General features: G+C 71.4%; 18 protein-coding genes. 12 read left to right on the top strand and 6 right to left on the bottom strand.

The genetic code is table 11. From position 1 onward, the window contains the following. Positions 1 to 208: 208 nt before the first annotated feature. Positions 209 to 1,594 carry a cation:dicarboxylate symporter family transporter gene (locus ACZ6MA_RS16805; RefSeq protein WP_469434443.1) on the bottom strand — a complete coding sequence of 462 codons (1,386 nt, stop codon included), beginning with the start codon at positions 1,592 to 1,594 and terminating at the stop codon, positions 209 to 211. 139 nt (positions 1,595 to 1,733) lie between these two features. Here ACZ6MA_RS16805 and ACZ6MA_RS16810 point away from each other — a divergent pair, with 139 nt between their 5' ends. The 9 genes from ACZ6MA_RS16810 to ACZ6MA_RS16850 all read left to right on the top strand — a co-directional run bounded on the left by ACZ6MA_RS16810 (position 1,734) and on the right by ACZ6MA_RS16850 (position 13,881). Further along, positions 1,734 to 3,665, top strand: coding sequence for a sensor histidine kinase (locus ACZ6MA_RS16810; protein ID WP_469434444.1), 1,932 nt, complete (start codon positions 1,734 to 1,736; stop codon positions 3,663 to 3,665). Next, on the top strand, positions 3,662 to 4,378 hold the full coding sequence (locus ACZ6MA_RS16815) for a response regulator (protein ID WP_469434446.1): 717 nt from the start codon (positions 3,662 to 3,664) through the stop codon (positions 4,376 to 4,378). The genes ACZ6MA_RS16810 and ACZ6MA_RS16815 overlap by 4 nt, the downstream gene beginning before the upstream one ends. A 228-nt stretch (positions 4,379 to 4,606) precedes the next feature. Next, positions 4,607 to 5,968 carry an extracellular solute-binding protein gene (locus tag ACZ6MA_RS16820; protein WP_469434448.1) on the top strand — a complete coding sequence of 454 codons (1,362 nt, stop codon included), beginning with the start codon at positions 4,607 to 4,609 and terminating at the stop codon, positions 5,966 to 5,968. Continuing rightward, positions 5,965 to 6,885 (top strand): carbohydrate ABC transporter permease, encoded by a 921-nt coding sequence (locus tag ACZ6MA_RS16825; RefSeq protein WP_469434449.1) that lies wholly within the window; start codon positions 5,965 to 5,967, stop codon positions 6,883 to 6,885. The genes ACZ6MA_RS16820 and ACZ6MA_RS16825 overlap by 4 nt, the downstream gene beginning before the upstream one ends. Positions 6,886 to 6,954: 69 nt before the next feature. Continuing rightward, the gene (locus ACZ6MA_RS16830) at positions 6,955 to 7,800 is read left to right on the top strand and encodes a carbohydrate ABC transporter permease (RefSeq protein WP_469434451.1); all 846 of its coding nucleotides are present in this window, start codon (positions 6,955 to 6,957) and stop codon (positions 7,798 to 7,800) included. A gap of 459 nt (positions 7,801 to 8,259) precedes the next feature. After that, the gene (locus ACZ6MA_RS16835) at positions 8,260 to 9,285 is read left to right on the top strand and encodes an AraC family transcriptional regulator (protein WP_469434452.1); all 1,026 of its coding nucleotides are present in this window, start codon (positions 8,260 to 8,262) and stop codon (positions 9,283 to 9,285) included. 25 nt (positions 9,286 to 9,310) lie between these two features. Then, positions 9,311 to 10,102 (top strand): SDR family NAD(P)-dependent oxidoreductase, encoded by a 792-nt coding sequence (locus ACZ6MA_RS16840; RefSeq protein WP_469434453.1) that lies wholly within the window; start codon positions 9,311 to 9,313, stop codon positions 10,100 to 10,102. 331 nt (positions 10,103 to 10,433) lie between these two features. Beyond that, the gene (locus tag ACZ6MA_RS16845; protein ID WP_469434455.1) at positions 10,434 to 11,225 is read left to right on the top strand and encodes an ABC transporter ATP-binding protein; all 792 of its coding nucleotides are present in this window, start codon (positions 10,434 to 10,436) and stop codon (positions 11,223 to 11,225) included. Between the two features lie 112 nt (positions 11,226 to 11,337). Continuing rightward, complete coding sequence (locus ACZ6MA_RS16850; RefSeq protein ID WP_469434456.1) at positions 11,338 to 13,881, top strand: ABC transporter permease; 2,544 nt, start codon at positions 11,338 to 11,340, stop codon at positions 13,879 to 13,881. A 102-nt stretch (positions 13,882 to 13,983) separates the two neighbouring features. On the opposite strand, the gene ACZ6MA_RS16855 is transcribed toward ACZ6MA_RS16850, so the two are convergent. After that, positions 13,984 to 15,009, bottom strand: coding sequence for an ATP-dependent 6-phosphofructokinase (locus ACZ6MA_RS16855; protein ID WP_469434458.1), 1,026 nt, complete (start codon positions 15,007 to 15,009; stop codon positions 13,984 to 13,986). A gap of 235 nt (positions 15,010 to 15,244) precedes the next feature. Here ACZ6MA_RS16855 and pta point away from each other — a divergent pair, with 235 nt between their 5' ends. The 3 genes from pta to pyk all read left to right on the top strand — a co-directional run bounded on the left by pta (position 15,245) and on the right by pyk (position 20,124). Continuing rightward, entirely contained in the window at positions 15,245 to 17,326 is a 2,082-nt protein-coding gene (gene pta, locus ACZ6MA_RS16860; RefSeq protein ID WP_469434459.1) for a phosphate acetyltransferase, read from the top strand. Between the two features lie 90 nt (positions 17,327 to 17,416). Next, positions 17,417 to 18,628, top strand: coding sequence for an acetate kinase (locus ACZ6MA_RS16865; protein WP_469434461.1), 1,212 nt, complete (start codon positions 17,417 to 17,419; stop codon positions 18,626 to 18,628). A 71-nt stretch (positions 18,629 to 18,699) separates the two neighbouring features. Beyond that, positions 18,700 to 20,124 (top strand): pyruvate kinase, encoded by a 1,425-nt coding sequence (gene pyk / locus ACZ6MA_RS16870; protein ID WP_469434463.1) that lies wholly within the window; start codon positions 18,700 to 18,702, stop codon positions 20,122 to 20,124. A gap of 101 nt (positions 20,125 to 20,225) precedes the next feature. Here pyk and ACZ6MA_RS16875 read toward each other — a convergent pair whose 3' ends face one another. The 4 genes from ACZ6MA_RS16875 to ACZ6MA_RS16890 form a co-directional block, all read right to left on the bottom strand. After that, complete coding sequence (locus tag ACZ6MA_RS16875) at positions 20,226 to 21,518, bottom strand: hypothetical protein (RefSeq protein ID WP_469434464.1); 1,293 nt, start codon at positions 21,516 to 21,518, stop codon at positions 20,226 to 20,228. Then, positions 21,508 to 22,029, bottom strand: coding sequence for a DUF6114 domain-containing protein (locus ACZ6MA_RS16880; protein WP_469434465.1), 522 nt, complete (start codon positions 22,027 to 22,029; stop codon positions 21,508 to 21,510). The genes ACZ6MA_RS16875 and ACZ6MA_RS16880 overlap by 11 nt, the downstream gene beginning before the upstream one ends. Before the next feature lie 131 nt (positions 22,030 to 22,160). Continuing rightward, positions 22,161 to 22,802: a DUF6230 family protein gene (locus ACZ6MA_RS16885; protein ID WP_469434467.1), complete on the bottom strand. Its 642-nt coding sequence runs from the start codon at positions 22,800 to 22,802 to the stop codon at positions 22,161 to 22,163. A 633-nt stretch (positions 22,803 to 23,435) separates the two neighbouring features. Next, positions 23,436 to 24,413, bottom strand: a complete 978-nt coding sequence (locus tag ACZ6MA_RS16890) for a tetratricopeptide repeat protein (RefSeq protein ID WP_469434468.1) — start codon at positions 24,411 to 24,413, stop codon at positions 23,436 to 23,438. Positions 24,414 to 24,575: the final 162 nt, after the last annotated feature.

Genomic DNA, 24,575 nt, shown 5'->3' on the forward strand with positions numbered 1-24,575 from the left:
CCACCTCGTTTTCTCCCTCCCCCCCCCCCTCCCCCCCCCCCCCCACTCCCCCCCCCCCCCCCCCCCCCCCCCCCCCCCCCCCCCCCCCCCCCCCCCCCCCCCCCCCCCCCCCCCCCACGGTGCCGGGAAGCGGGGACATTGGGGTGTAGGACTCCGGTCCACCCCGCCCTCCGGCGGCTCGGGGTGAGCGCTCGCGCTCACATCGGTCTCAGACCCCGGCGGCCTCCTTGGCGCCGCCGCGCGGCCCGGGCAGCTCCGGGTGGCCGTGCCCGTCGCCCATCAGCGTCGTCTCGTCGAACGGCAGCCGCCCGGCGAGGACTTCCGCGACGCGCTCCTTGTCGATCTCCTTGGTCCAGGTGCCGACCAGGACCGTCGCGACCGCGTTGCCCGCGAAGTTCGTCAGGGCGCGGGCCTCGCTCATGAAGCGGTCGATGCCGACGATGAGGCCGACCCCGTCCACCAGCTCCGGGCGGTGCGACTGCAGACCGCCCGCGAGCGTCGCGAGTCCGGCGCCCGTCACGCCCGCCGCGCCCTTCGACGCCACGATCATGAAGAGCAGCAACGAGATCTGCTGCCCGACCGAGAGCGGCGCCCCCATCGCCTCGGCCACGAACAGCGAGGACATCGTCAGATAGATGGCCGTGCCGTCGAGGTTGAAGGAGTAGCCGGTCGGCACGGTGATGCCGACGACCGGCTTGCTCACGCCCAGGTGCTCCATCTTCGCGATCAGGCGCGGCAGCGCCGACTCGGAGGAGGACGTGGAGAGGATCAGCAGGAACTCCCGGCCAAGGTACTTCAGCAGCGCGAAGATGTTCACCCCGGCCACCAGTCGCAGAATCGCGCCGAGCACCAGGAAGACGAAGAGCGCGCAGGTGAGATAGAAGCCGATCATGATGACGGCGAGGGACTTGAGCGCGTCCACGCCGGTCGCGCCGACCACCGCCGCGATCGCGCCGAAGGCGCCCACCGGCGCCGCCCACATGACCATCGCCAGGATCCGGAAGACCAGCCGCTGGAGATGCCCGATGCCGCGCAGCACCGGCTCGCCCGCCGGGCCCATGGCCTGCAGCGCGAAGCCCGACAGCAGTGCCACCAGCAGGGTCTGGAGCACCTCGCCGCCGGTGAAGGCGGACACCATGGTGGTCGGGATGATCCCGAGCAGGAAGTCGGCCGTCGACTCGTGCGCGCCCTTGGCCTGCGCCTCGCCCGCGTGCCGCAGCGACTCCGTCAGGTGCAGCCCGCTGCCGGGCTCCAGGAGATTGCCGACGACCAGGCCGATGGCGAGTGCCACGGTGGACATGACGAGGAAGTAACCGAGCGCGAGCCCCCCGACCGCGCCGACCTTCGCCGCCTTCCGTACCGAGCCGACGCCGAGCACGATCGTGCAGAAGATGATCGGCGAGATCATCATCTTGATCAGGTTCACGAAGCCGGTGCCGAGCGGCTTCAGCTCGACGGCCACCCCGGGAGCCGCGAAGCCGACCGCGATACCGGCCAGCACCGCCGCGATCACCGCGAGGTAGAGATAGTGCGTCCGGTCCGGTCTGCTGCGCGCCCGGCCCGGTGGGGGTGGCTGCGCCGCTGCGTCTGCCATGGGGGACTCCTCGTCGTCGCGGCTCGTGGACCCCTCCCTCCCGACGAGTGGGGTCCCGGCGACTATGCACCCCCTTGTGACCGCGGTCACGATTGCGTGCATTACGTTCACGAACCCGCCGCAGTGCAGACTGTCCGCCATGCGCAAACCTCGCATACGTCGCCCCCGCAGCCTGGCCGGCCGGCTCTTCGCGATGCAGACCGTGCTGGTCGCCGCCGTGGTGGCCGGGTGCGCGGTCTTCGCCTCCCTCACCGACCGGGCCCAGGCCGAGGCGGCCGCGCGCCGCCAGGTGACGGCGACGGCGATCGCCGTCGCCGCGTCGCCCGCCGTACGCGAATCCATCCGTTCGACGGACCCCACGTCCACGCTCCAGCCGTACGCCGAACAGGTACGGCGCGACACGGACATCGACTTCGTGACGATCATGCGCCCGGACGGCAGCCGCTGGACCCATCCGGACCCCACCCGGATCGGCGAGCGCTTCCTCGGCCACACCCGCCCCGCGCTGGAAGGCGTCACGTTCTCCGAGACCTACACCGGCACCCTGGGCCCGTCCGTGCGGGCGGTCACGCCGGTGCGCGACACCGATCAGCCCGACGGCCGGGTGGTGGCCCTGGTCAGCGCGGGCATCAAGGTCGACGCGATCAGCGCGGACGTGCACCGGCAGCTCACCGGGCTGCTCGGCGTCGCCCTCGCCGCGCTCGCCCTCGGCGGCCTCGGCACCTACCTCCTGAACGCCCGGCTGCGCCGGCACACCCACGGCATGAACGCCGCGGAGCTGAGCCGGATGCACGACTACCACCAGGCCGCGCTGCACGCGGTGCGCGAGGGGCTGCTGATGCTCGACGGGCGGCGGTGTGTGGCCCTCGTCAACGACGGCGGTCGCGAGCTGCTCGGTCTGCGCGGTGATGTCGTCGGCCGCCGCGTCGACGCGCTCGGCCTGCCGCCGGCCTTGACGGGGGCCCTGCTGGACACCGCGCCGCGCGTCGACGAGGTGCATCTGACCGCCGACCGGATCGTGGTCGTCAACACCTCGCCGGTCTCCGGCGGGGAGCGACGCGGCACGGTCGTTACCCTGCGGGACCACACCGAACTCCAGGCGCTGTCCGGCGAGCTGGACTCGGTGCGCGGCTTCGCCGAGGCGCTGCGCTCGCAGTCCCACGAGGCGGCGAACCGGCTGCACGCCGTGGTCTCGCTGATCGAACTCGGCCGCGCGGACGAGGCCGTCGACTTCGCGACGGCGGAACTCGAACTCGCCCAGGCCCTCACCGACCAGGTCATGTCCGCCGTCGCCGAACCGGTCCTCGCGGCCCTCCTCCTCGGCAAGGCCGCCCAGGCCAACGAACACGGCGTGGAACTGCTGCTGACCCCGGACACGCACATCGACGACGGCGTCCTCCCACCTGCCCTCCCGCCCCGCGACCTGGTCACGATCCTCGGCAACCTCATCGACAACGCCCTGGACGCGTCCGCGTCCGAAGCGAACCGGGCCCCGGCCCCGGACGCGCCCGTTTCGGACTGGCCGGAGGCCGAAAGCCACGGCGTGGCGACCGCAGAGCGGGACGCGAGGCCCGGGCCCGCGCTCGTCCCCGCACCCGCCGGGCCGGCACACGCCGACGCACGGCACCCGCGCCCCCGGCCCGGCCGACCGGACACGCCCGTTACGGACCGCCCGGAGACCGACAGCCACAACATGGCGACCGCAGGGCGGGACGCGGGGCCCGGGCCCGTGCTCGTTCTCACGCCCGCGCACGCGGCACCGCACTGCCGGCCGCAGGTCACCGTCACCGTGCGGGCGGATCGTGGGGAGTTGCTGCTGCGGGTCGGGGATTCCGGGCCCGGGGTGGCGGCCGAGGTGGTGGACGAGGTGTTCCGCCGGGGGTGGTCGACCAAGTCGCCCGGGACCGCGCCGCACGGCCGTGGGCTCGGGCTGGCGCTGGTCCGGCAAGCCGCACGGCGCAACGGCGGCACGGTCACGGTCGGCGAGTCCCCCGCCGGAGGCGCCGAGTTCACCGTCCGTCTGCCCCTGCTCGTACCCGCGAGCGCACCTACCCCAGGAGCCACCGCATGAGCACGCCGCAGGCAGCCGCGGCCGGGGCCGCCGCACCGCCCATCCGGGTCCTCGTAGTCGAGGACGACCCCCTCGCCGCCGACGCGCACGCCCTGTACGTCGGGCGCGTCCCCGGCTTCACCGTGGCCGGCGTCGTCCACTCCCGCGCGGACGCCTCGCAGTTCCTCAAGCGGACGCCCGTCGATCTGCTGCTGCTCGACCTGTACCTCCCCGACGGCCACGGGCTGCAGCTCGTGCGCTCACTGCGCAGCGCCGGGCACACCGCCGACGTCATCGCCGTGACGTCGGCGCGCGATCTGGCCGTCGTCCGCGAGGGCGTCTCGCTCGGTGTCGTCCAGTACGTGCTGAAACCCTTCACTTTCGCGACCCTGCGCGACCGGCTCGCCCGCTACGCGGAGTTCCGCGCCGTCGTCGGCGAGGCGAGCGGCCAGGACGAGGTGGACCGGGCGCTCGCCGCGCTACGCGCCCCGCAACCCGCCGCGCTGCCCAAGGGGTTGAGCCTGGACACGCTCCAGGCGATCACCGAGGTGTTGCGCGCCGCGGGCGACGAGGGCGTCTCCTCGGGCGCGGCCGCCGCCACCGTCGGGATCTCGCGGATCACCGCCCGCCGCTATCTGGAACACCTGGTGACCGGCGGCCGGGCCGCCCGCGCCCCGCAGTACGGGCAGATCGGCCGGCCCGAACTGCGCTACCGGTGGCTGCGCCGGCGGTAGGGCGTATCCGACAGATCTGCGACTGCAGGCCGGTTGTGCCGCCTGCGGCGGCGAGCCCCCTGCGGGCGCGTCCTCAAGCGCCGGACGGGCTGGATGTGGCCGAGCTCGGCCACATCCGGCCCCGAAGCGTGCGACGGCACCGGCCGGGGAACGTACGACTGCACCAGGCTGCCGACCGTCCCCGACGGCCGCCGGCCAAGCCCACGAGGCTTGTAGGAGGTCGTGCCCGTGCGTCCCACCGCCCCGCTGCTCCTGGTCACAGCCCTCGCCGCGGCATCGCTCACCGCCTGCGGCGGTGATTCCGGCGGCGATCCCGACACCGTGAAGGTCGCCTACCCCCGCAGCACCGACAACAAGGTGCGGATCATGGACGAGTACCTGGCCGTGGTCAAGAAGCAGTTCGAGCGGCGCCACCGGGGAAAGAAGCTCCGGCTCGTGCCGGTACAGGCTTCCCAGGACGACTACTACACCAAGATCCAGCAGATGATGCGGTCGCCGAAGACGGCGCCGGACGTGGTCCACGAGGACACCTTCCTCATCAACTCCGACATCAAGAGCGGCTATCTGCGTCCCCTGGACGACAAGCTGGCGGCCTGGAAGGACTGGGCGCGCTACGCCGGGAGCGCGAAGTCCTCGGTGAGAGCGGAGGACGGCAAGACCTACGGCGTACCGGACGGCACGGACACCCGCGGCCTGTGGTTCAACAAGGAGATCTTCGCGAAGGCCGGCCTCCCCGCCGACTGGCGGCCGAAGAACTGGCGGGAGGTCCTCGACGCGGCCCGCGCGGTCAAGCGCGCCGTCCCGGGCGTCATCCCCCTCAACGTCTACACGGGCAAGGGGCCGGGCGAGGCCGCCGTCATGCAGGGCTTCGAGATGCTGCTGTACGGCACGGGGAAGGACCCGCTCTACGACCCGGCGGCGAAGAAATGGGTGGCCGGGTCGAAGGGCTTCACCGACTCCCTGGAGTTCGTCCGGACCGTCTACGGCGAGAAGCTCGGCCCCGACCCGGCGGACGCGCTGGACCCCAACGTCGGTACCCGCGTCACCGCCGAGTGGATCCCGGACGGCAAGCTCGCCATCGCCCTCGACGGCAACTGGCTCGCCAAGAACTGGCTCCCCGACGGCGCCCGGCCCTGGCCCAAGTGGTCGCACGTGATGGGCCGCGCCGCCTTCCCGACCCAGGACGGCTCGGCACCGGGCAAGGTGAGCCTCTCCGGCGGCTGGGCCTGGTCGATCGGCGCCAAGTCCGCCAAGCCGGATCTCGCGTGGCAGCTCGTGGAGTTGCTCCAGACGAAGGAGAACGCGCTCGAGCGGACCGTGCGGGACGGGCAGATCGCCGTACGGGACGACGTGGCGGCGGACCCCCGGTACCGGGCGTCGGTGCCCGGCACGGACTTCTTCACCCAACTGGTCGCGTACACCCACTATCGCCCGGCCCTGCCCGTGTACCCGCGGGTGTCGGGGGCGATCGGGGAGGCGATGGAGTCGGTCACGACGGGCGACGCGACGGCGGCGAAGGCGGCGCGGGGCTACGACGAGCAGCTGAGGTCGATCGCGGGTGACGGCGGCGTACGAGGCGGGAAGCGGTGACGGGCACGGTGAGCGCGCCGCCCGCCCCGGCACCGCGCGCCGGGCGTTCCCGGCTGCCGGGCCCCCGCCGGGCCGCCCGCTGGCTGCCCCTCGCCCCGGCGACCGCCCTGCTGGTCCTCTTCCTCGCCGGGCCGGTCGTCTACTGCGTCTACCTCGCCTTCACCGACACCCAGCTGACCGGTCAGGCCTCGGCGTCCTTCGTCGGCCTCGCCAACTTCCGCCGCGCGTTCGGCGACGCCGGCTTCCGCGACGCCGTCGTGCTCACGCTCCTCTTCACGGTCCTCTCCTCGATCGTGGGCCAGAACAGCCTGGGCTTCGCCCTCGCCGCCCTGATGCGGCGCGCCTCGAAGCCCGTGCGCTCCCTGACCGGCTCGATCGTGATCGCCGCGTGGGTGCTCCCGGAGATCGTGGCGGGCTTCCTGCTCTACACCTTCTTCAACCGGCGCGGCACGCTCAACGCCGTGCTGGACTGGCTCCAGCTGCCCGCGCAGAACTGGCTGTTCACCCTGCCCATCCTCGCCGTCTCCTTCGCCAACGTCTGGCGTGGCACGGCCTTCTCCATGCTCGTCTACTCCGCAGCCCTCGCCGAGATCCCCCGGGACGTCGTCGAGGCGGCCGAGATGGACGGTGCGAGCGGTGTGCGCCGCTTCCGGCACATCACCCTGCCGATGATCCGGCGCTCGATCGGCACCAATCTCATGCTCAACACCCTCCAGACGCTGTCGGTCTTCGGCCTCATCTGGGCCATGACCCGGGGCGGCCCCGGCAACCGCAGCCAGACGCTGCCGGTGTTCATGTACGACCAGGCGTTCCTGAAGTCGCTGATCGGCTACGGCACGGCGGTGGCGCTGCTGCTTCTGCTCGTGGGGGCGCTGTTCTCCGTGGTGTACCTGCGCATGATGCGAGAGGAGGTATGACGCCCGGGCCGCCCGCCCCGTTGTGCCGTCCCCCGGTCACTGCCCGCGCTCGCCGCGCCCGGAGGTGCCATGCTCCCGCCCCGCGCCCGCCGTACCCGCCGCTCCCGTCACCGGCTGGCCGCCGACCTCGCGCTGCTCGCCGTGGCCGCCGCCTTCGCCGTCCCGCTCGTGTGGCTGCTGGTCTCCTCCGTCGACGCCGAGGCGGGCCTGCGCGTCGGCGCGCCCGCCGCGCCGACGACGGACAACTTCTCGGCGGTACTGACCGATGAGATCACCTTCCGGCCGATGCTCAACAGCCTGCTGCTGTGCGGCGGGGCCACCGCCCTCACCATCGTGTGCGCCACCCTCGCCGCCTATCCGCTCTCCCGCTACCGCTCGCGGTTCGCCAGGCCGTATCTGATGGGGGTCCTGTTCACCACGTGCCTGCCGATCACCGCGGTCATGGTGCCGGTCTACGGGCTGTTCGTACGGATCGATCTCATCGACACGGTGTACGGGACGGCCCTGTTCATGGCGACCGCCCAACTGCCGTTCGCGATCTGGCTGCTGAAGAACTTCATGGACGGTGTGCCCACCGTCTTGGAGGAGGCGGCGTGGACGGACGGCGCGAGCCGGCTGCAGGCGCTGGTCAGGGTGATCCTGCCGCTGATGGGGCCGGGGGTCGCGGTCGTGACGATCTACAGCTTCATCATGATGTGGGGCAACTTCTTCGTCCCCTTCATGCTGCTGCTCTCCCCCGACCGGCTCCCCGCGTCGGTCAGCATCTACACGTTCTTCGGCAATTACGGCCAGGTCGCCTACGGCCAGCTCGCCGCCTTCTCGATCCTCTACTCGACGCCCGTGATCCTGCTCTACGCCCTGATCTCCCGCCGCCTCGGCGGCGGCTTCGCCCTCGGCGGCGCGGTCAAGGGGTAGCGATATGGATCGCCGGACGGGCTTGTCTCAAGCCCGTCCGACGATTGAGGACGCGCCCCGCAGGGCGCTCGCCGCCGCAGGCGCCATGGTTCGCACGGACGCGTCGAATTCGATCGTTTGATCACCTTATCCGGGACGCCCGGGTCTGTCCGGCGGATCACGCGGGGGGACGGGGCCGATCCCGGCGAGACCGGCCGGCTGCCCGTGAACGCGGAAAGCCCCGCCGTCCGTGCCCAGACGACGGGGCGTGCCATCCGAATGCGGATGGCCGGCCCTGAATCTCCCCCGTTAACCCAAGGCCGGGTCCGCTGACCGCGCCTGGCATGTCCCGAAACCGCTGTGGGATTTGCCGGCGCCTTGACTGCGAACAAGCAGAACGGTACTAACGGGGCCACCCGTCGGCTACTCGCGAAACGCGGCTGTCGGCCGGATAACGCGGTCATCCCGGGAGGAAGCCCGATGAGTGAATCCGACACGGGATCCATCAGCCCCGATGGCCCCAATGACCTCATTCACAACAGCAATATGCGCACGCTCGTGCTCAGTCATGACCTCGACGAAACCCAGGAAGCCATCAGTTCCGCGTACAGCCCGTACCGGCTCAGCTGTCTGGGCGATCCCGAGGACTTCTCCGCCTGGTACGCGGAGGGCGGATTTCCGGGGGTCACCCTCTCGGGGCTCCAGTACGGCGCCGAGACGCTCGTGGACCCCCAGCCGCTGGGCTCGTACCTCCTGGTGTGCCGACTGGTGAACGGCGGCGTCCGGGTGTCCTCGCCCGGCCGGGAGGAGCGGTTCGTCGACACCGGCCAGACGTATGTCCTCGACCCGTACCGCAAGTTCCAGGTGCACTGGACCCCCGGTGCCCGGATGACGACCGTCCGGCTCTCCCGGGAGACCGTCGAGCAGGCCGCAGCCGACGCGCTCGGCGTCGAGGGGCCCGTCCGGGCGCGGTTCACCCTGGAGGGCACGGTCTCCGGCAAGGCCGCGAAGAGTTGGGAGGGGATCTCCGAGGCGGTGCACCGGGAAGTGCTCGGTGAGGGCATCGCGCGCAACAGCCCTATTCTCGCGTCACATCTGACCCAGACGACGGCCGCGATGCTCATGGAGACCCATCATCTGGTCACCCAGGGCATCGACGCCCGACGCACCGGCGTCGTCGCGCATCCCGCCGTGCGCCGCGTCATGGCCATGGCCGAGGAGCGGGCCGGTGAGCCCCTCACCCTGAACGAGCTGGCTGCGGTGGCCCGGTGCAGTCCGCGGGCCCTGCAGGAGGCCTTCCGGCGGTATCTGGACACCACGCCGCTGGGCTATTTACGCGAGGTCCGGCTGGGCCGGGCCCACGAGGAACTCGTCGCCGCGCAGGGAAGCGGGGACGTCACCGTCTCGGACGTCGCCTACCGTTGGGGTTTCTCCAACCTGGGCCGGTTCGCCGCGTATTACCAGCAGCGCTACGGGCATTCACCGTCCCACACCCTGCGCATGTGAGCGGCACGAGAAAGGCACGACCGAGATGACCTACCAGCAGCCCGAGCCCCTGGCGTTCACCGCCGGGCGGCTCACCGGGCGCGTCATATTCGTGACCGGCGCGTCCAGCGGTATCGGTGCCGCGGCCGTACGCCGGTTCGCCGCCGAGGGAGCACTCGTCGCCGCGGCCGCCCGCCGCGCCGACCGGGTCGCCGCGCTCGCCGCCGAGCTGCGCGCGGCCGGCCAGGAGGCGCTGGGCCTGGAGTGCGACGTGACGGACGAGCGGTCGGTGGCCGACGCCGTGGCGGAGACCGTACGTACTTTCGGCCGACTCGACGGGGCGTTCAACAACGCGGGCGCGGGCGGCGCCCGGGCCCGGCTGCACGAGCTGGACACGGATCACTTCGACACGGTCATGGCCACGAACGTGCGGGGCGTCTTCCTGTCCCTGAAGCATCAGATTCCGGCCATGCTCGACAACGGCGGCGGATCCGTCGTGATCTCCTCGTCGGTGGCCGGACTGGTGGGCAGCCCGCTGAACACCGACTACTCCACCAGCAAGCACGCCCTGGCCGGACTCGTGAAGTGCGCCGCGCTCGACTACGCCCGGGACAACATCCGGGTCAACGCCATCGCGCCGGGGCCGACCCGCTCGGAGATGTTCGACCGCTGGATGCCGACGGACGAGGCACGGGCCACCCTGGCCGACCGGTTCCCGATGAACTACGTCGCCGACCCGGACGACATGGCACGGGCCGCGCTCTTCCTCCTCTCCGACGAGTCCCGCTGGACCACGGGCACGGTCCTCCCCTGCGAAGGCGGCCTGACGGCCGCCTGACCACTGCCCGTCACCGGGCGGGCTGCCGTGCGGTGTCCTCAATCGCCGGACGGGCTCGAATTGAGCCCGTCCGGCGATTGAGGACGCGCCCGCAGGGCGCCCGCCGCCGCAGGCGGCAAGACGGGCCCGCAGTCGAAGAGACCGCCGGCCAGGCGAGAGGCCAACTCCAGGATGACCGTGTCCGTCGGAAGGACTACGGCGACGCACCCCCACGGACCTAAAGTCCGACACCGGGTTCAGACCATACGGCTGAGGCGGCAGCCGATCGCCGCTCCGAGAATGGGAAGCGTTGATTCCCCCCTCGTTTCCCCCACCCCTCCGGAGGAGCCCCGTGCCCCGTGCGACGCCGTCCCCTGTTCCGTCCGCCCTCCACGCGCCCCACGGCTCCGTCGCCGCCCGGGCCACCGGCCTGAGCAAGGTCTACGGACAGGGCGAGACCCGGGTGGCCGCCCTGGACTCGGTCTCCGTGGAGTTCCGCCGCGCGGAATTCACGGCGATCATGGGTCCTTCGGGTTCCGGCAAGTCGACGCTCATGCACTGCATGGCGGGCCTGGACTCCGTCACCTCCGGTTCCACCCGGATCGGTGACGTGGAGCTGGCCTCCCTCGGTGACCGGCAGCTGACCCGGCTCCGTCGCGACAAGGTCGGCTTCGTCTTCCAGGCGTTCAATCTGCTGCCGACGCTGACCGCGCTGGAGAACATCACGCTGCCGATGGACATCGCGGGCCGTAAGGCGGACCGCGCCTGGCTGGAGCAGATCGTGACGACCCTGGGTCTGTCCGGCCGGCTCGCACACCGCCCCAACCAGCTCTCCGGCGGCCAGCAGCAGCGCGTCGCGGTGGCCCGGGCGCTGGCCTGCCGCCCCGAGATCATCTTCGCGGACGAGCCGACCGGGAACCTCGACTCCCGCTCCGGTGCCGAACTGCTGGGCTTCCTGCACGGTTCCGTACGGGCGCTGGAGCAGACGGTCGTCATGGTCACCCACGACCCCGTCGCCGCCTCCTATGCGGACCGGGTGATCTTCCTGGCCGACGGCCGCATCGTCGACGAACTGCGCGAGCCGACCGCCGACGCGGTCCTGGACCGGATGCGCCTGTTCGACGCCAAGGGCCGCACGAGCTGAGGCACGGGCACCGCCGCCCCTGCCCCGCCCCGCCCCCGTCACCCGACTTCCCCTCGCCCCCTGCCGCCACGGCCGCAGGCGCGAGCGCGAGGGAAAACCCCCAGGACCCGCCATGTTCCGTACCGCCTTGCGCAATCTCCTCGCGCACAAAGCCCGGCTGATGATGACCGCCCTCGCGGTCCTCCTCGGCACCGCCTTCGTCTCCGGCACGCTCGTCTTCAGCGACTCCGTCGGCAGCGCCTACCGCGACATGACGTCCAAGAGCCTGGACGACGTGGCCGTCTCCGTGACGGAGATCGGCCGTTCCAACACCGCGCCGGGCGCGGACCACCGGGTCCTCGACGACCGGATGGTCGACACCGTCCGCGCGCTGCCCGGCGTGACATCCGTGCGTCCCTCGGTCAGCGGTGTCGCCACGGTCGCCGACAAGAACAATGACCCGGCGGGCAGCGAGTGGGGCAGCACCGCCGCCAACTACGTCGCCGGCAAGGACGGCAAGGACAGCCGGTACCCGCTGCTGAAGGGCCGGGGCCCGGCCGCCGCCGGTGAGATCGCCCTGGACGCGAAGACCGCCCGGAAGACGGGCGCCGGGGTCGGCGGCACCGTCCGGCTGGCCGTCGACGGTCCGGTGCTGACGAAGAAGCTCGTCGGCATCGTCGACACCGACGACCCCCGGGTGAGCGCGGGTGGCAGCCTGGCGCTGTTCGACACCGCGACGGCGCAGAAGCTCTTCGGCAAGCCGGGCGAGTTCGGCGAACTCGTCGTCTCCGCCGCCCCCGGCACCGACCAGAACGCGCTGACCCGCGAGGTCCGGGACGTCCTGCCGAAGGACGGCTTCCGCGCCCAGAGCGGCAAGGAGCTGGCCGCCGAGCAGTCCAAGGTCATCGACGAGCAGACCAGCTCGATCCGGAACACCTTCCTGGTCTTCGCGGGGATATCCCTCTTCGTCGGCATCTTCATCATCGCCAACACCTTCACCATGCTCATCGCCCAGCGCACTCGCGAGATCGCGTTGCTGCGCGCGGTCGGTGCCTCCCGCCGCCAGGTCGTCCGTTCGGTGATGGTCGAGGCCGGGCTGCTGGGCCTGGTCGCCTCCGCGGTGGGCCTCGTGCTGGGCCTCGGCATCGCCACGGGCCTGTGGTCGGTGCTGAACTCCAGCGGCGCCGCGCTGCCCGAGGGCCCGTTGGTCGTCGAGCCGAACGCCGCGCTGACCGCCCTCGCCGTCGGCGTCGTGGTGACCGTGCTGGCCGCGTGGCTGCCCTCCCGCAAGGCCGCGAAGATCGCCCCCGTCGAGGCGCTGGCGGCCGTGGACCAGGCGCCGACCACCCGTGGTCTCGTCGTCCGCAACTCCATCGGCGCGGCCCTGACCGCTGCGGGCGTCGCCGTCATGCTGTATGTGTCCACGCTGCGCGACAGCGGTGCGCTGACCACCGCCATGGCGGGCTCGGCCCTGACCCTCGCGGGCGTCATCGTGCTGGCGCCGCTGCTGTCCCGCCCGTTCGTGAGCCTCTTCGGCAGGCTCGCCGTCCGCGGCTTCGGGGTCAGCGGCAAGCTCGCCACGCAGAACGCGCTGCGCAACCCGCGCCGCACGGCCGCCACCGCCTCCGCGCTGATGATCGGCCTCACCCTGATCACCGGTCTGACGGTGGCCGCGGTCTCCGCGAACCAGGGCATGGACAAGATGGGTGCCCAGGATCTGACGGCCGACTACAAGGTCACGGCGAGCAGCTTCCTCGGTCTCTCCCCCGAGGTCGCCGAGAAGATCGCCGAGCAGCCCGGTGTCGCCGCCTCGGTGCCCATGCGGACGACCGGCTTCCAGTCCAAGGGCGTCCCGGCCGGGCTGCGGGCGAGTGACGTCTCCCGGCTCGCGCAGGTCACCGATCTGAAGGTCGTCGGCGGCTCGCTCGGCGAGGTGCGCGGCACCAGCACCGTAGCGGTGGCCGAGGACTACGCGCGGAAGAACGGCCTGCGGGTCGGCTCCACGCTGCCCATGGAGTTCTACGACGACAAGAAGGCCGCCCCGCGCGTCGTCGCCGTCTACGCCGAGAACGACGCCCTCTCCGAGGTCCTCGCCGCCCCGGCACTGGTCGACCCGCACCTGGACAAGGTCCGCGACGACGAGGTGCTGGTCAAGGCCGCCCCCGGGCGGGCCGGCGGCCTGCCGGAGAAGATCAAGGAGGCTCTGGGCGGCAACCCGATCATCAAGGTCCAGAGCCAGGACGATCTGCGCCGCTCCGAGGCGGGCAACATCGACGACGTCCTCTATCTGATGTACGGGCTGCTGGGGATGGCCGTCGTCATCGCGGTGATCGGCGTCGTCAACACCCTCGCGATGTCGGTGTTCGAGCGGACCCGCGAGATCGGGATGTTGCGCGCGATCGGCCTGGCCCGTACCGGGGTCAAGCGGATGGTGCGGCTGGAGTCCGTGATGATCTCGATGTTCGGCGCGGTGCTCGGCGTCGGCGTCGGCATCTTCCTGGCCTGGTCCGGCGGCCGGCTGCTGCGGTCCTCGTTCCCGCAGTACGAGATGGTCGTGCCGTGGGGCCGGATCGGCCTGTTCCTGCTGCTCGCGCTCGTCGTGGGCGTCCTGGCCGCGGTCTGGCCGGCCCGCAGGGCGGCGAAGCTCAACATGCTGGAGTCGATCGGGGCACAGTAACCGGGGCTCCGCCCCGGACCCCGGTCCTCAAGCGCCGGACGGGCTGGATTTCTCCAGCCCGTCCGGCTTTTGAGGACATCGCCGCGCAGCGGTGATGCGTCCCTAGAAGACCGACTCCGCCTCGTCCATCCGGTCCTCCGGCACCCGCTTCAGCTCCGTGACGGCCTCCGCGAGCGGCACCATCGTGATGTCCGTGCCGCGCAGCGCGGTCATCCGGCCGAAGTCGCCGCGGTGGGCGGCCTCGACCGCGTGCCAGCCGAAGCGGGTGGCGAGGACGCGGTCGTAGGCGGTGGGGGTGCCGCCGCGCTGGACGTGGCCGAGGATGACCGGGCGGGCCTCCTTGCCCAGGCGCTTCTCGAGCTCGACGGCGAGCTTGGTGCCGATACCGGCGAAGCGCTCGTGGCCGAACTGGTCTATGGCGCCCTTGGCGTAGTCCATCGACCCCTCGGCGGGGTGGGCGCCCTCGGCGACGCAGATGACGGCGAACTTCTTGCCGCGGGAGAAGCGCTCCTCGACCATCGAGACCAGGTCGGCGACGTCGAAGGGGCGCTCGGGGAGGCAGATGCCGTGGGCGCCGCCGGCCATGCCGGACTCCAGGGCGATCCAGCCCGCGTGCCGGCCCATGACCTCGACGACCATGACGCGCTGGTGCGACTCGGCGGTGGTCTTGAGGCGGTCGATGGCCTCGGTGGCCACGCCGACGGCGGTGTCGAAGCCGAAGGTGCGGTCGGTGGCGGAGATGTCGTTGTCGATGGTCTTCGGGACACCGACGACGGGCATGCCCGCGTCCGACAGCATTCGGGCGGCGGTCAGTGTGCCCTCGCCGCCGATGGGAATGAGGACGTCGATGCCGTATTCACGGGAGAAGTCCTGGGCGCTCTCGCACGCCTCGCGCAGCCGGGCGCGCTCGAGGCGCGCGGAGCCGAGGATGGTGCCGCCGCGGGCCAGGATGCCGCTGACGGCGTCGAGGTCGAGCTTGCGGAAGCGGCCGTCGAGGAGGCCCTTGAAGCCGTCCTCGAAGCCGATGACCTCGTCGTTGTGGCCGACGAGTGCCCGGTGCACCACCGAGCGGATGACAGCGTTCAGGCCGGGGCAGTCGCCGCCTGCGGTGAGGACTCCGATGCGCATCGTGCTGTTTCTCCTGCTCGCTACTGGTACATGTGAGCCGGAACCGATTGTTTCACGGGCCGGGCGGTACTGCCGCACCCCCAAGGACGCCCCTCCGGCGTTCCCTCGACGTCCACCGTCGAGCGCCTTATCCACGGCCGCAGGTATTGTCAAGAGGGCAAGGCCACCCTAACGGCTATTTTTTCAGCAGCAGCACTCGGCGATGAGAACAAGCGACGGAGCAAGGAGAGCACGCGTGACGCGCAGCGTGTACGTGACCGGGACCGACCGGGGCGACGGGCGCCAGGTCATCGAGCTGGGAGTCATGGAGCTCCTGACCCGCCACGTGGACCGGGTGGGCGTCTTCCGCCCGCTCGTTCACGACCACGGCCCGGACCGCATGTTCGACCTCCTGCGGTCGCGCTACCGCCTCGGGCAGTCGCCCGAGTCCGTCTACGGCCTGACCTACGGCGAGGCCTCCGCCCTGCAGGCGGAGCGCGGCATCGACGAGCTGGTCTCCGCCCTCGTCGAGCGCTTCCTCGCGGTCGCCCGGCAGTACGAGTACGTGCTGGTGCTCGGCACCGACTTCGCCGCCACCAACGTCCCCGACGAGCTGGCCCTCAACGCCCGGCTGGCGAACGAGTTCGGCGCCTCCGTGATCACCGTCGTGGGCGGTCAGGACCAGGCGGCCGAGGCGGTACGGGCCGAGGCGGCCAACGCCTACCGCGCCTATGAGGCACTGGGCTGCGACGTCGTCGCGCTCGTCGTCAACCGCGTGGCACCCGCCGATCGCGCGGCCGTCGCCGAGGGGCTCGCCGCGCACCTGCCGGTGGCCTGCTACGCGCTCCCCGAGGACGCTTCGCTGTCCGCGCCGACCGTGGCGCAGATCGTCCGCAAGCTGGGCGCCGAGGTGCTGCTCGGTGACGACGCGGGGCTCAACCGCGATGTGCGCGACTTCGTCTTCGGCGGCGCGATGCTCCCCGCGTTCCTGCCCGCCCTGACCGACGGCTGCCTGGTGGTGACCCCCGGCGACCGCACCGACCTGATCATCGGCGCGCTGGCCGCGCACAGCGCGGGCGCCCCGCCGATCGCCGGGCTGCTGCTCACCCTCGACGAGCGGCCGGGCCCGGACATCCTGGCCCTGGCCGGCCGGCTGGCCCCGGGCACGCCGGTGGTCTCCGTGCCGGGCGGCTCCTTCCCCACCGCGGCCGAGCTGTTCGCGGTCGAGGGCAAGCTGAACGCCGCGTCGCCGCGCAAGTCGGAGACCGCCCTCGGCCTGTTCGAGCGCCACGTGGACACCGCCGAGCTGACCAACCGCATCTCGGTGGCCCGCTCCAGCCGGGTCACGCCGATGATGTTCGAGCACGAGCTGATCGAACGCTCCCGGTCCGGCCGCCGCCGGGTGGTGCTGCCCGAGGGCACCGAGGAGCGCGTGCTGCGCGCCGCCGACGTGCTGCTGCGCCGCGACGTCTGCGATCTCACCCTCCTGGGTGAGGAGGAGACGATCCGCAAGCGCGCCGCCGAGCTGGGCATCGACCTGGCCGAGGCGCAGCTGATCGACCCGCAGACGTCCCCGCTGCGCGAGCGCTTCGCCGAGCTGTACGCGACGGTCCGCGCCCACAAGGGCATGACCGTCGAGCTGGCGCACGACATCGTCGCCGACGTCTCCTACTTCGGCACCCTGATGGTCCAGGAGGGGCTGGCCGACGGCATGGTCTCGGGCGCGGTGCACTCCACGGCCGCCACCATCCGGCCCGCCTTCGAGATCATCAAGACCGCGCCGGGCGCGCAGATCGTCTCCTCGGTCTTCTTCATGTGCCTGGCCGACCGGGTCCTCGTCTACGGCGACTGCGCGGTCAACCCGGACCCGAACGCCGAGCAGCTCGCGGACATCGCCATCCAGTCCGCCGCGACGGCCGCCCAGTTCGGTGTGGAGCCCCGGATCGCGATGCTGTCGTACTCCACCGGCACCTCCGGGTCCGGCGCGGACGTCGACAAGGTCCGCAAGGCCACCGAGATCGTCCGTGAGCGCCGCCCGGACCTGCTGGTCGAGGGCCCGATCCAGTACGACGCCGCCGTGGACGCGGCCGTCGCGGCGACGAAGCTCCCGGGCTCGGAGGTCGCGGGCAAGGCCACCGTGCTGGTCTTCCCGGACCTGAACACCGGCAACAACACCTACAAGGCCGTCCAGCGCTCGGCCGGCGCCGTCGCGGTCGGCCCGGTCCTGCAGGGCCTGCGCAAGCCCGTGAACGACCTCTCGCGCGGCGCGCTCGTGCAGGACATCGTCAACACGGTCGCCATCACCGCCATCCAGGCCCAGGGCGAGCAGCGCCCCTGACGCCCGTACGGCCGTACGGGGACCGCCCGGTCCCCGTACGGCCGCCCCCCCCACGACGCCAAGCACCGCACCCAACCCGGAAAGCCCCTCATGACTGCCAACGCGACCCGCGTCCTCGTCCTCAACTCCGGCTCCTCGTCGGTGAAGTACCAGCTGCTCGACATGGCCGACGGGGCCCGGCTGGCCGTCGGGCTGGTCGAGCGCATCGGCGAGGAGACCTCCCGGCTGGCGCACACCCCGCTCGCGACGGGCGGCGCGAAGCGCGAGCGCGAGCAGCCGATCGCCGACCACGAGGCCGCGCTGAAGGCCGTCGCCGGGGAGCTGGCGGCGGACGGGCTGGGCCTGGACTCCCCGGAGCTGGCCGCGATCGGCCACCGTGTGGTGCACGGCGGCAAGAAGTTCACCGAGCCGACCGTGATCACCGACGAGGTGATGGCGGAGATCGAGCGGCTGATCCCGGTCGCGCCGCTGCACAACCCGGCCAACATCACCGGCATCCGCACGGCCCAGGCGCTGCGCCCCGACCTTCCGCAGGTCGCGGTCTTCGACACCGCCTTCCACACCACGATGCCCGAGGCCGCCGCGCGCTACGCGATCGACGTGGAGACCGCCGACGCGCACCGCGTCCGCCGCTACGGCTTCCACGGCACCTCGCACGCGTACGTCTCGCGCGAGACCGCCAAGCTGCTCGGCAAGGACCCCTCCGAGGTCAACGTCATCGTGCTGCACCTGGGCAACGGCGCCTCCGCCTCCGCCGTCAAGGGCGGTCGCTGCGTCGACACCTCCATGGGGCTGACCCCGCTGGAGGGCCTGGTCATGGGCACCCGGTCCGGGGACATCGACCCGGCGGTGATCTTCCACCTGGCGCGCAACGCGAACATGTCCATCGACGAGATCGACTCGCTCCTCAACAAGAAGAGCGGTCTGATCGGACTGTGCGGCGACAACGACATGCGCGAGATCCGCCGGCGCGTCGACGCGGGCGACGAGCGGGCGGCGCTCGCCTTCGACATCTACGTGCACCGGCTGAAGAAGTACATCGGCGCCTACTACGCGGTCCTCGGCAAGGTCGACGCCGTGGCCTTCACGGCGGGCGTCGGCGAGAACGCGGCCCCCGTGCGGGAGGCCGCCGTGGCCGGTCTGGAGGAGCTGGGCCTGGCCGTGGACGCCGATCTCAACGCCGTCCGGGGCGACGCGGCGCGGCTGATCTCCCCCGAATACGCCCGGGTCGCGGTGGCCGTCGTCCCCACCGACGAGGAGCTGGAGATCGCCACTCAGACGTACGCCCTGGTCAGCGCTTGATCGACGGCCGGCTCCCGGTCATTCCCCCGCTCGAATATTCCGCTCCGAAACAAACCGATAGGATCTGCCCCATGCGCCGTTCCAAAATCGTCTGCACCCTGGGCCCCGCCGTCGACTCCTTCGACCAGCTGAAGACGCTGATCGAGGCCGGTATGAACGTGGCCCGCTTCAACATGAGCCACGGGACCCACCAGGAGCACGAGGAGCGGTACGACCGCCTCCGCAAGGCCACGGAGGCGACCGGCCGCGCGGTCGGCGTCCTCGCCGACCTCCAGGGCCCGAAGATCCGCCTGGAGACCTTCGCGGACGGCCCCGTGGAGCTGGTGCGCGGTGATGAGTTCACCATCACCGTCGAGGACGTCCCCGGTGACAAGACGATCTGCGGCACGACCTACAAGGGCCTGCCGGGCGACGTCTCCAAGGGCGACCAGATCCTGATCAACGACGGCAACGTCGAGCTGCGCGTCACCGAGGTCCAGGGCCCCCGGGTCAAGACCATCGTGATCGAGGGCGGTGTGATCTCCGACCACAAGGGCATCAACCTGCCCGGCGCGGCCGTCAACGTCCCGGCACTGTCCGAGAAGGACATCGAGGACCTGAAGTTCGCCCTGGCCATGGGCTGCGACATGGTCGCGCTGTCCTTCGTCCGCGACGCCAAGGACGTCCTCGACGTGCACCGCGTCATGGACGAGGTCGGCCGCCGGGTGCCGGTCATCGCCAAGGTCGAGAAGCCGCAGGCCGTGGCCAACATGCAGGACGTCGTCATGGCGTTCGACGGTGTGATGGTGGCCCGTGGCGACCTGGCGGTGGAATACCCGCTGGAGAAGGTCCCGATGGTGCAGAAGCGCCTCATCGAGCTGTGCCGCCGCAACGCCAAGCCGGTGATCGTGGCGACCCAGATGATGGAGTCGATGATCACCAACTCGCGGCCGACCCGCGCCGAGGCCTCCGACGTCGCCAACGCGATCCTCGACGGCGCGGACGCGGTCATGCTGTCCGCCGAGTCCAGTGTCGGCGCGTACCCGATCGAGACCGTCAAGACGATGTCCCGCATCGTCGAGGCGGCCGAGGAGGAGCTGCTCTCCAAGGGCCTCCAGCCGCTGGTGCCGGGCAAGAAGCCGCGCACGCAGGGCGGTTCGGTCGCCCGCGCGGCCTGCGAGATCGCGGACTTCCTGGGCGCGAAGTCGCTGGTCGCCTTCACCCAGTCCGGTGACACGGCCCGCCGGCTGTCCCGTTACCGCACGGCCCAGCCCATCCTGGCCTTCACCACGGACGTCTCGACCCGCAACCAGCTCACGCTGAGCTGGGGCGTCGAGACCTATGTCGTGCCGCACGTGGAGAACACCGACGCGATGGTCGACCTGGTGGACGCCGAGCTGCTCAAGCTCAACCGCTACGGCGAGGGCGACACCATGATCATCACTGCCGGTTCGCCCCCCGGCGTCCCCGGCACCACGAACATGGTGCGGGTGCACCACCTGGGCGAGAACCGCTGACCGTATTCGCGGTGTCCGCAAACGCCGGACGGGCTTGATGTGGCTGGGCTCAGCCACATCAAGCCCGTCCGGCGTTTGCGGGCGAAACGGCGGGTCGGCCGCTACGGATACGTCCCATCGGTCAGATACTGATGCAGATTCGGTACGGCGAGCGTGCCGCCGAACTGGCCCGCCTGCCGGATCTTGACGTCGGTGAAGACGAGTTCGGGGAGGGACAGCGGGGGCGGGGTCTCCGGGCTGAAGGTGACCTTGAGCGTGGGGATGCCCAGTAGGTTGAGGGTGCCCTTGAGTTCCTCGGTGTACATGGTCACCTTGCCGTCGCGGATCGTGGACGTCCGCCCCATGCCCGTGACGTGGTACTGCTTGCCGCCGCTGTTGACGATCTGGTGCAGATCCTTGATGTCCAGCCCGGTCGCGGTGAACTTCAGGGCCTTCTTCCGCTGCCCGTTCACCATCGTGATCTCTTTGATGCCCTCGTATTTCAGGCCGTGCAGGGAGAGTTTGCTCGTCTCCAGGTACCAGGGCTGAGTCGGGAAGGCGTGCCGCTCGTTCTCGTCCGTCACGGCACGGCTGGGGCAGGGCGTCTCCCCGTCACCGTCGCCGCTCGCGCTCGACGACGGCGACGGTGAGGCGGAGGCGGAGCCGGACGGGGAGGCGGAGCCCGACGGCGTGGGGTCCGGCTCGGCCGTGGCCTTCTGCGACGGCCGGGCCCGGCCGCCCGGCGCCCCGGTGGAGGGCGCGGGCTTCGACGGACCGGCCGTCCGGGAGGCGGACGGGCTGGGCGAGGCGCTCGGCGGCCGCACCGGGGCGGGGCCGTCCTCCTTGTCCGCCTTCCTGCCCGTGAGGATGTCACCCAGCTTCTCGCCGAGCCCCAGCGGATCGAGCGGGTTCACCGGCTTGGCGGCCGACGGCGTGGGAGTGGGGGTCGGCGTCGCCGTGGGGGGCGTCTTGGGCTCGGCGGTCGGCTTGCGGGGCACACCGGGCGCACCGGGGGACGCGGAGGGGGCGGGCTTGCCGGGCTTCGTCGCCCCGTCCGGTTCCTCGGCGTCCTTCGTGGGTTCGTCCGTCCCGGGGCTCTTGGGGCGGGGGCTCGCGTCGGCCGTCGCGCCGGGCGACCCGCTGGGCGACTCGTCCGGTGTCCGGTCCGGCGCCGTGACACACGGCCCGTCCAGGAAGGGGTTCTTCGGCGCGGGCTTGGCCTGGGCCAGTTGGGGCGTGAGGCCCATTCCCATCAGCACCGCCGTGGGCATCGCGGCCAGCGCCACGGCCTTGCCCGCGGGCATGTGCAGCCGGGTCAGCAACGGCTTCCGCGGCGCGGCGTGCTTGGGCCCGGTTCTGGGCCGGCCGGACGGCCGGGCGGCCGCCGCTTCGTCGTGCGCGTCTTCAGTCGCCACGGTGCCCTCCGTCGAATGCGCCGTCCGGCGTCGGTCCTGACACCTCGTCCCGGGGGGAGGTGTCCTTCGTCAGCCGTACCGGCTCGTCGGCGGGCTCGGCCGGGGCGGCGATCGGCTTGCCGGGCATCCAGGACACGCTGAGCGCGCCGCCGATCAGGGCCAGCAGGAAACCGATGAGGAACGCACCGATGTTGGACACCACCAGGGAGACGAGCGCGAGCAGGATCGCCGCGACGCCCGCGAAGATGCGTGACTGCTGCTGGAACCACATGGTCAGGCCCAGCACGACCAGCAGCACACCGATGATCAGCGAGCCGGCGCCCGCCGTGGTGGCCATGCGGATGCTCAAGTCGCCCAGCGTCATGGTCTGGTACGGGATGTACATGATCGGAATCCCGGCCAGCAAGGTCAACAGCCCGGCCCAGAAGGGGCGCTGTCCGCGCCAGTGCCGGAACGAGTGACGGAAGCGGCGGAAATTGTCGATCGGCTGGGGGCGCGTGTCGGCGCTCATGGCGTACAGCTCCTCGGAACCGGCGAATCGGTGGAACCTGAACCCGGCGCCACCACTCCGACGGTCCGGGGTGCGGCGCGGTACGGGTACGGGAGTGCGAACTCGCCTCCCGCACCCGCCCGTTCAGTGCGTCAGTTGCTCTTGCAGTCGGCTTCGCCCATATTGACGCCCATCTTCAGGCCGGGGAGCGTGAACGAACCGGCCGAGGTCGCCCAGGCACGCTGGTGGACGTCGGAGAACTCCACCTCGTCGGCCTGCTGGGCGAACGAGCCCGGTACGTAACCGCCGCGCTCGCCGTGTTCCCCGCCGGGCTTGGCCGGTCCGGGACCCTTGGTGGTGTCGGTGACCGAGACGCCGATGTCCACGTTGGTGAACTTGGCGTTGGCCTGGAGGTCGTCCGCGTCGATGTAGAGCTTCTCCGCCTTGACCTTGTCCTTCCCGGTCCCGGCCTGCAGCTTCATCGACACCCTGCCGAACGGGGTGGGGATGGTGACCGCCTGGCAGAGCTTGGTGATCTCCGCCTTCTCGATACCGACCACCGCGACCGGCTTGTTGCCCTGCTTGGTGACGTCGTTCGCCCCGTACTGGACGAAACCCCAGCCGTGCAGGCTCTCGGCCGCCACTTCGAATTGCTGGCCCGACACGCTGAACGACGCCGCGAGGGCGCCCTGCGCGAGGGCCACTCCGATCGCGGCGGTCGCCGCGACGCTGGGCACCATGACGACGGCGAACCGCCTCCATCTGGTGCCACCGCGAGTCGTCATCGACTCCATGACTTTCCTCCTTCTCGGACGTACATCTCCGGCAAGGGCTGGGACCCGTGCCCGGGATGGGAGAAGTGCTACGTCCTCGGGAAGGAGCACCGTCGCTTCGGTGGCGCCAACCGCTCCGCACCCGACTCTCCGGCGATCACCCCCGAGCGACAACCACTGGCCACGCCTTCGCGCAACCTCGGGGACAGGCACCGTCGTTGATGACGGAGACCCCCCTGTCCCAAGGCCGGCTGATGGTGCCGCCGGCCACTCGGTGGGGACCCATCACCCCCGGGCGCCGACCCGTTGGGAGCCGCGTTCGGGGGAATGGACCGAGCTTGGCCGATCGTGGTCCATTCCCGGCCGGGGCACAAGAGGTTCGTTACTAGCGAGTAACGGGCCGATAACCGAAGGGCGACCGCCTCGCATCGACCGGGTGCGGGAGAGCGCCGGAGCGTGGCCGGGAATGCGGGGAGCAAACAGCGAAAACCCGGGCGAAGAGCCCGGGTTTTCTTACTGGCAGTAACAGCGGATCCGATTGCCAAGTTTTGGCAAAGTGCCGCGATCGTTCGTGGGTGTGACGGGAGGTGCGGAGGCCCTTTCAGGACAGCGCGGCCTCCGGAGACAGCGCGGCCGGCGAAACCGGCCCTGCCGTCAGAACAGCGCGCGGGAGAGCGCCGTACGCGCCGCGGTCACCCGCGGATCGTCCGGGCCGATCACCTCGAAGAGCTCCAGCAGCCGCACCCGCGCCGCGTCCCGGTCCTCGCCGGCCGTCCGCTTCACCGCGTCGATCAGCCGGCCGAAGGCGTCCTCGACGTGCCCGCCGACCAGATCGAGGTCGGCGGCGGCGAGCTGCGCCCGCACATCGGCGGGGCGCTCGGCGGCCTCCCGGCGGACCTTCTGCGGGTCCAGGTCCGCCACCCGCTGGAGGAGTTCGGCCTGGGCCAGCCCGAGCTTCGCCTCAAGATTGCCCGGGTCGTCGGAGAGCACGTTCTTGTAGGCCTGGAGGGCGCCGCCGAGGTCACCGGCGTCCAGCGCCTCGTGGGCCAGGGCCAGCGCGCTGTCGTGCGGGCCCGCGGGCGACTGCGGGACGGCCGCAGCGGCCGGCTCGTCGGCCGCACCGGGCTGCACCGGTGCGCCCACGATCCCGAAACGCTGCTCCGAGACCTGGATGAGCTGGTCCAGCACCTGCCGGATCTGCCCCTCCGGCGCGGCACCCTGGAACAGCGGCAGGGCCTGCCCGGCCACCACCGCGAAGACCGCGGGGATGGACTGCACGCCGAACTGCTGGAAGAGCATCTGGTTGGCTTCGACGTCGACCTTGGCGAGCACGAACCGGCCGGCGTACTCCGCCGCCAGCCGCTCCAGCAGCGGGCCGAGCTGCTTGCACGGCTCGCACCATTCGGCCCAGAAGTCGATGACGACCGGCACCTCGGCGGAGCGCTGCAGTACCTCCGCTTCAAAACCCGCCTCGTCGACGTCGAAGACGAGGCCGGCACCGCCGGCGGGCGGCGTGACACCCTGGCGCGCCGCCTCGGCGCGCGCCTGCTCGGCCTTCTGCTTGGCTTCCCCGGCGGCCTTCACCGCGGCGAGGTCGACCACTCCACTCATGGACATGTTCCGTGGCTGCATGGGCCTATCCTCCCCCCTCCGCGCGGCGATCGGAAAAAGCGCGTCGTCACGTGGTCTCATAGCGGTTCGCAGTCGACACCGGGTCCCCACCCGGCATCCGTGGTTGTCGCTCTTTCGCTACGAGTCGTAGCGTAACTGCAACCCCACGCCCCACCGCAAGCA

It is taken from the genome of Streptomyces sp. NPDC042259, assembly GCF_055582085.1.

Coding starts and splice junctions, on each gene's coding strand:
- ACZ6MA_RS16810 (WP_469434444.1), top strand. CDS start 1,734: ATGCGCAAACCTCGCATACGTCGCCCCCGCAGCCTGGCCGGCCGGCTC.
- ACZ6MA_RS16880 (WP_469434465.1), bottom strand. CDS start 22,029: ATGAGCGCCGACACGCGCCCCCAGCCGATCGACAATTTCCGCCGCTTC.
- pyk (WP_469434463.1), top strand. CDS start 18,700: ATGCGCCGTTCCAAAATCGTCTGCACCCTGGGCCCCGCCGTCGACTCC.
- ACZ6MA_RS16805 (WP_469434443.1), bottom strand. CDS start 1,594: ATGGCAGACGCAGCGGCGCAGCCACCCCCACCGGGCCGGGCGCGCAGC.
- ACZ6MA_RS16840 (WP_469434453.1), top strand. CDS start 9,311: ATGACCTACCAGCAGCCCGAGCCCCTGGCGTTCACCGCCGGGCGGCTC.
- ACZ6MA_RS16830 (WP_469434451.1), top strand. CDS start 6,955: ATGCTCCCGCCCCGCGCCCGCCGTACCCGCCGCTCCCGTCACCGGCTG.
- ACZ6MA_RS16865 (WP_469434461.1), top strand. CDS start 17,417: ATGACTGCCAACGCGACCCGCGTCCTCGTCCTCAACTCCGGCTCCTCG.
- ACZ6MA_RS16835 (WP_469434452.1), top strand. CDS start 8,260: ATGAGTGAATCCGACACGGGATCCATCAGCCCCGATGGCCCCAATGAC.
- ACZ6MA_RS16850 (WP_469434456.1), top strand. CDS start 11,338: ATGTTCCGTACCGCCTTGCGCAATCTCCTCGCGCACAAAGCCCGGCTG.
- ACZ6MA_RS16855 (WP_469434458.1), bottom strand. CDS start 15,009: ATGCGCATCGGAGTCCTCACCGCAGGCGGCGACTGCCCCGGCCTGAAC.
- ACZ6MA_RS16885 (WP_469434467.1), bottom strand. CDS start 22,802: ATGGAGTCGATGACGACTCGCGGTGGCACCAGATGGAGGCGGTTCGCC.
- ACZ6MA_RS16890 (WP_469434468.1), bottom strand. CDS start 24,413: ATGCAGCCACGGAACATGTCCATGAGTGGAGTGGTCGACCTCGCCGCG.
- ACZ6MA_RS16815 (WP_469434446.1), top strand. CDS start 3,662: ATGAGCACGCCGCAGGCAGCCGCGGCCGGGGCCGCCGCACCGCCCATC.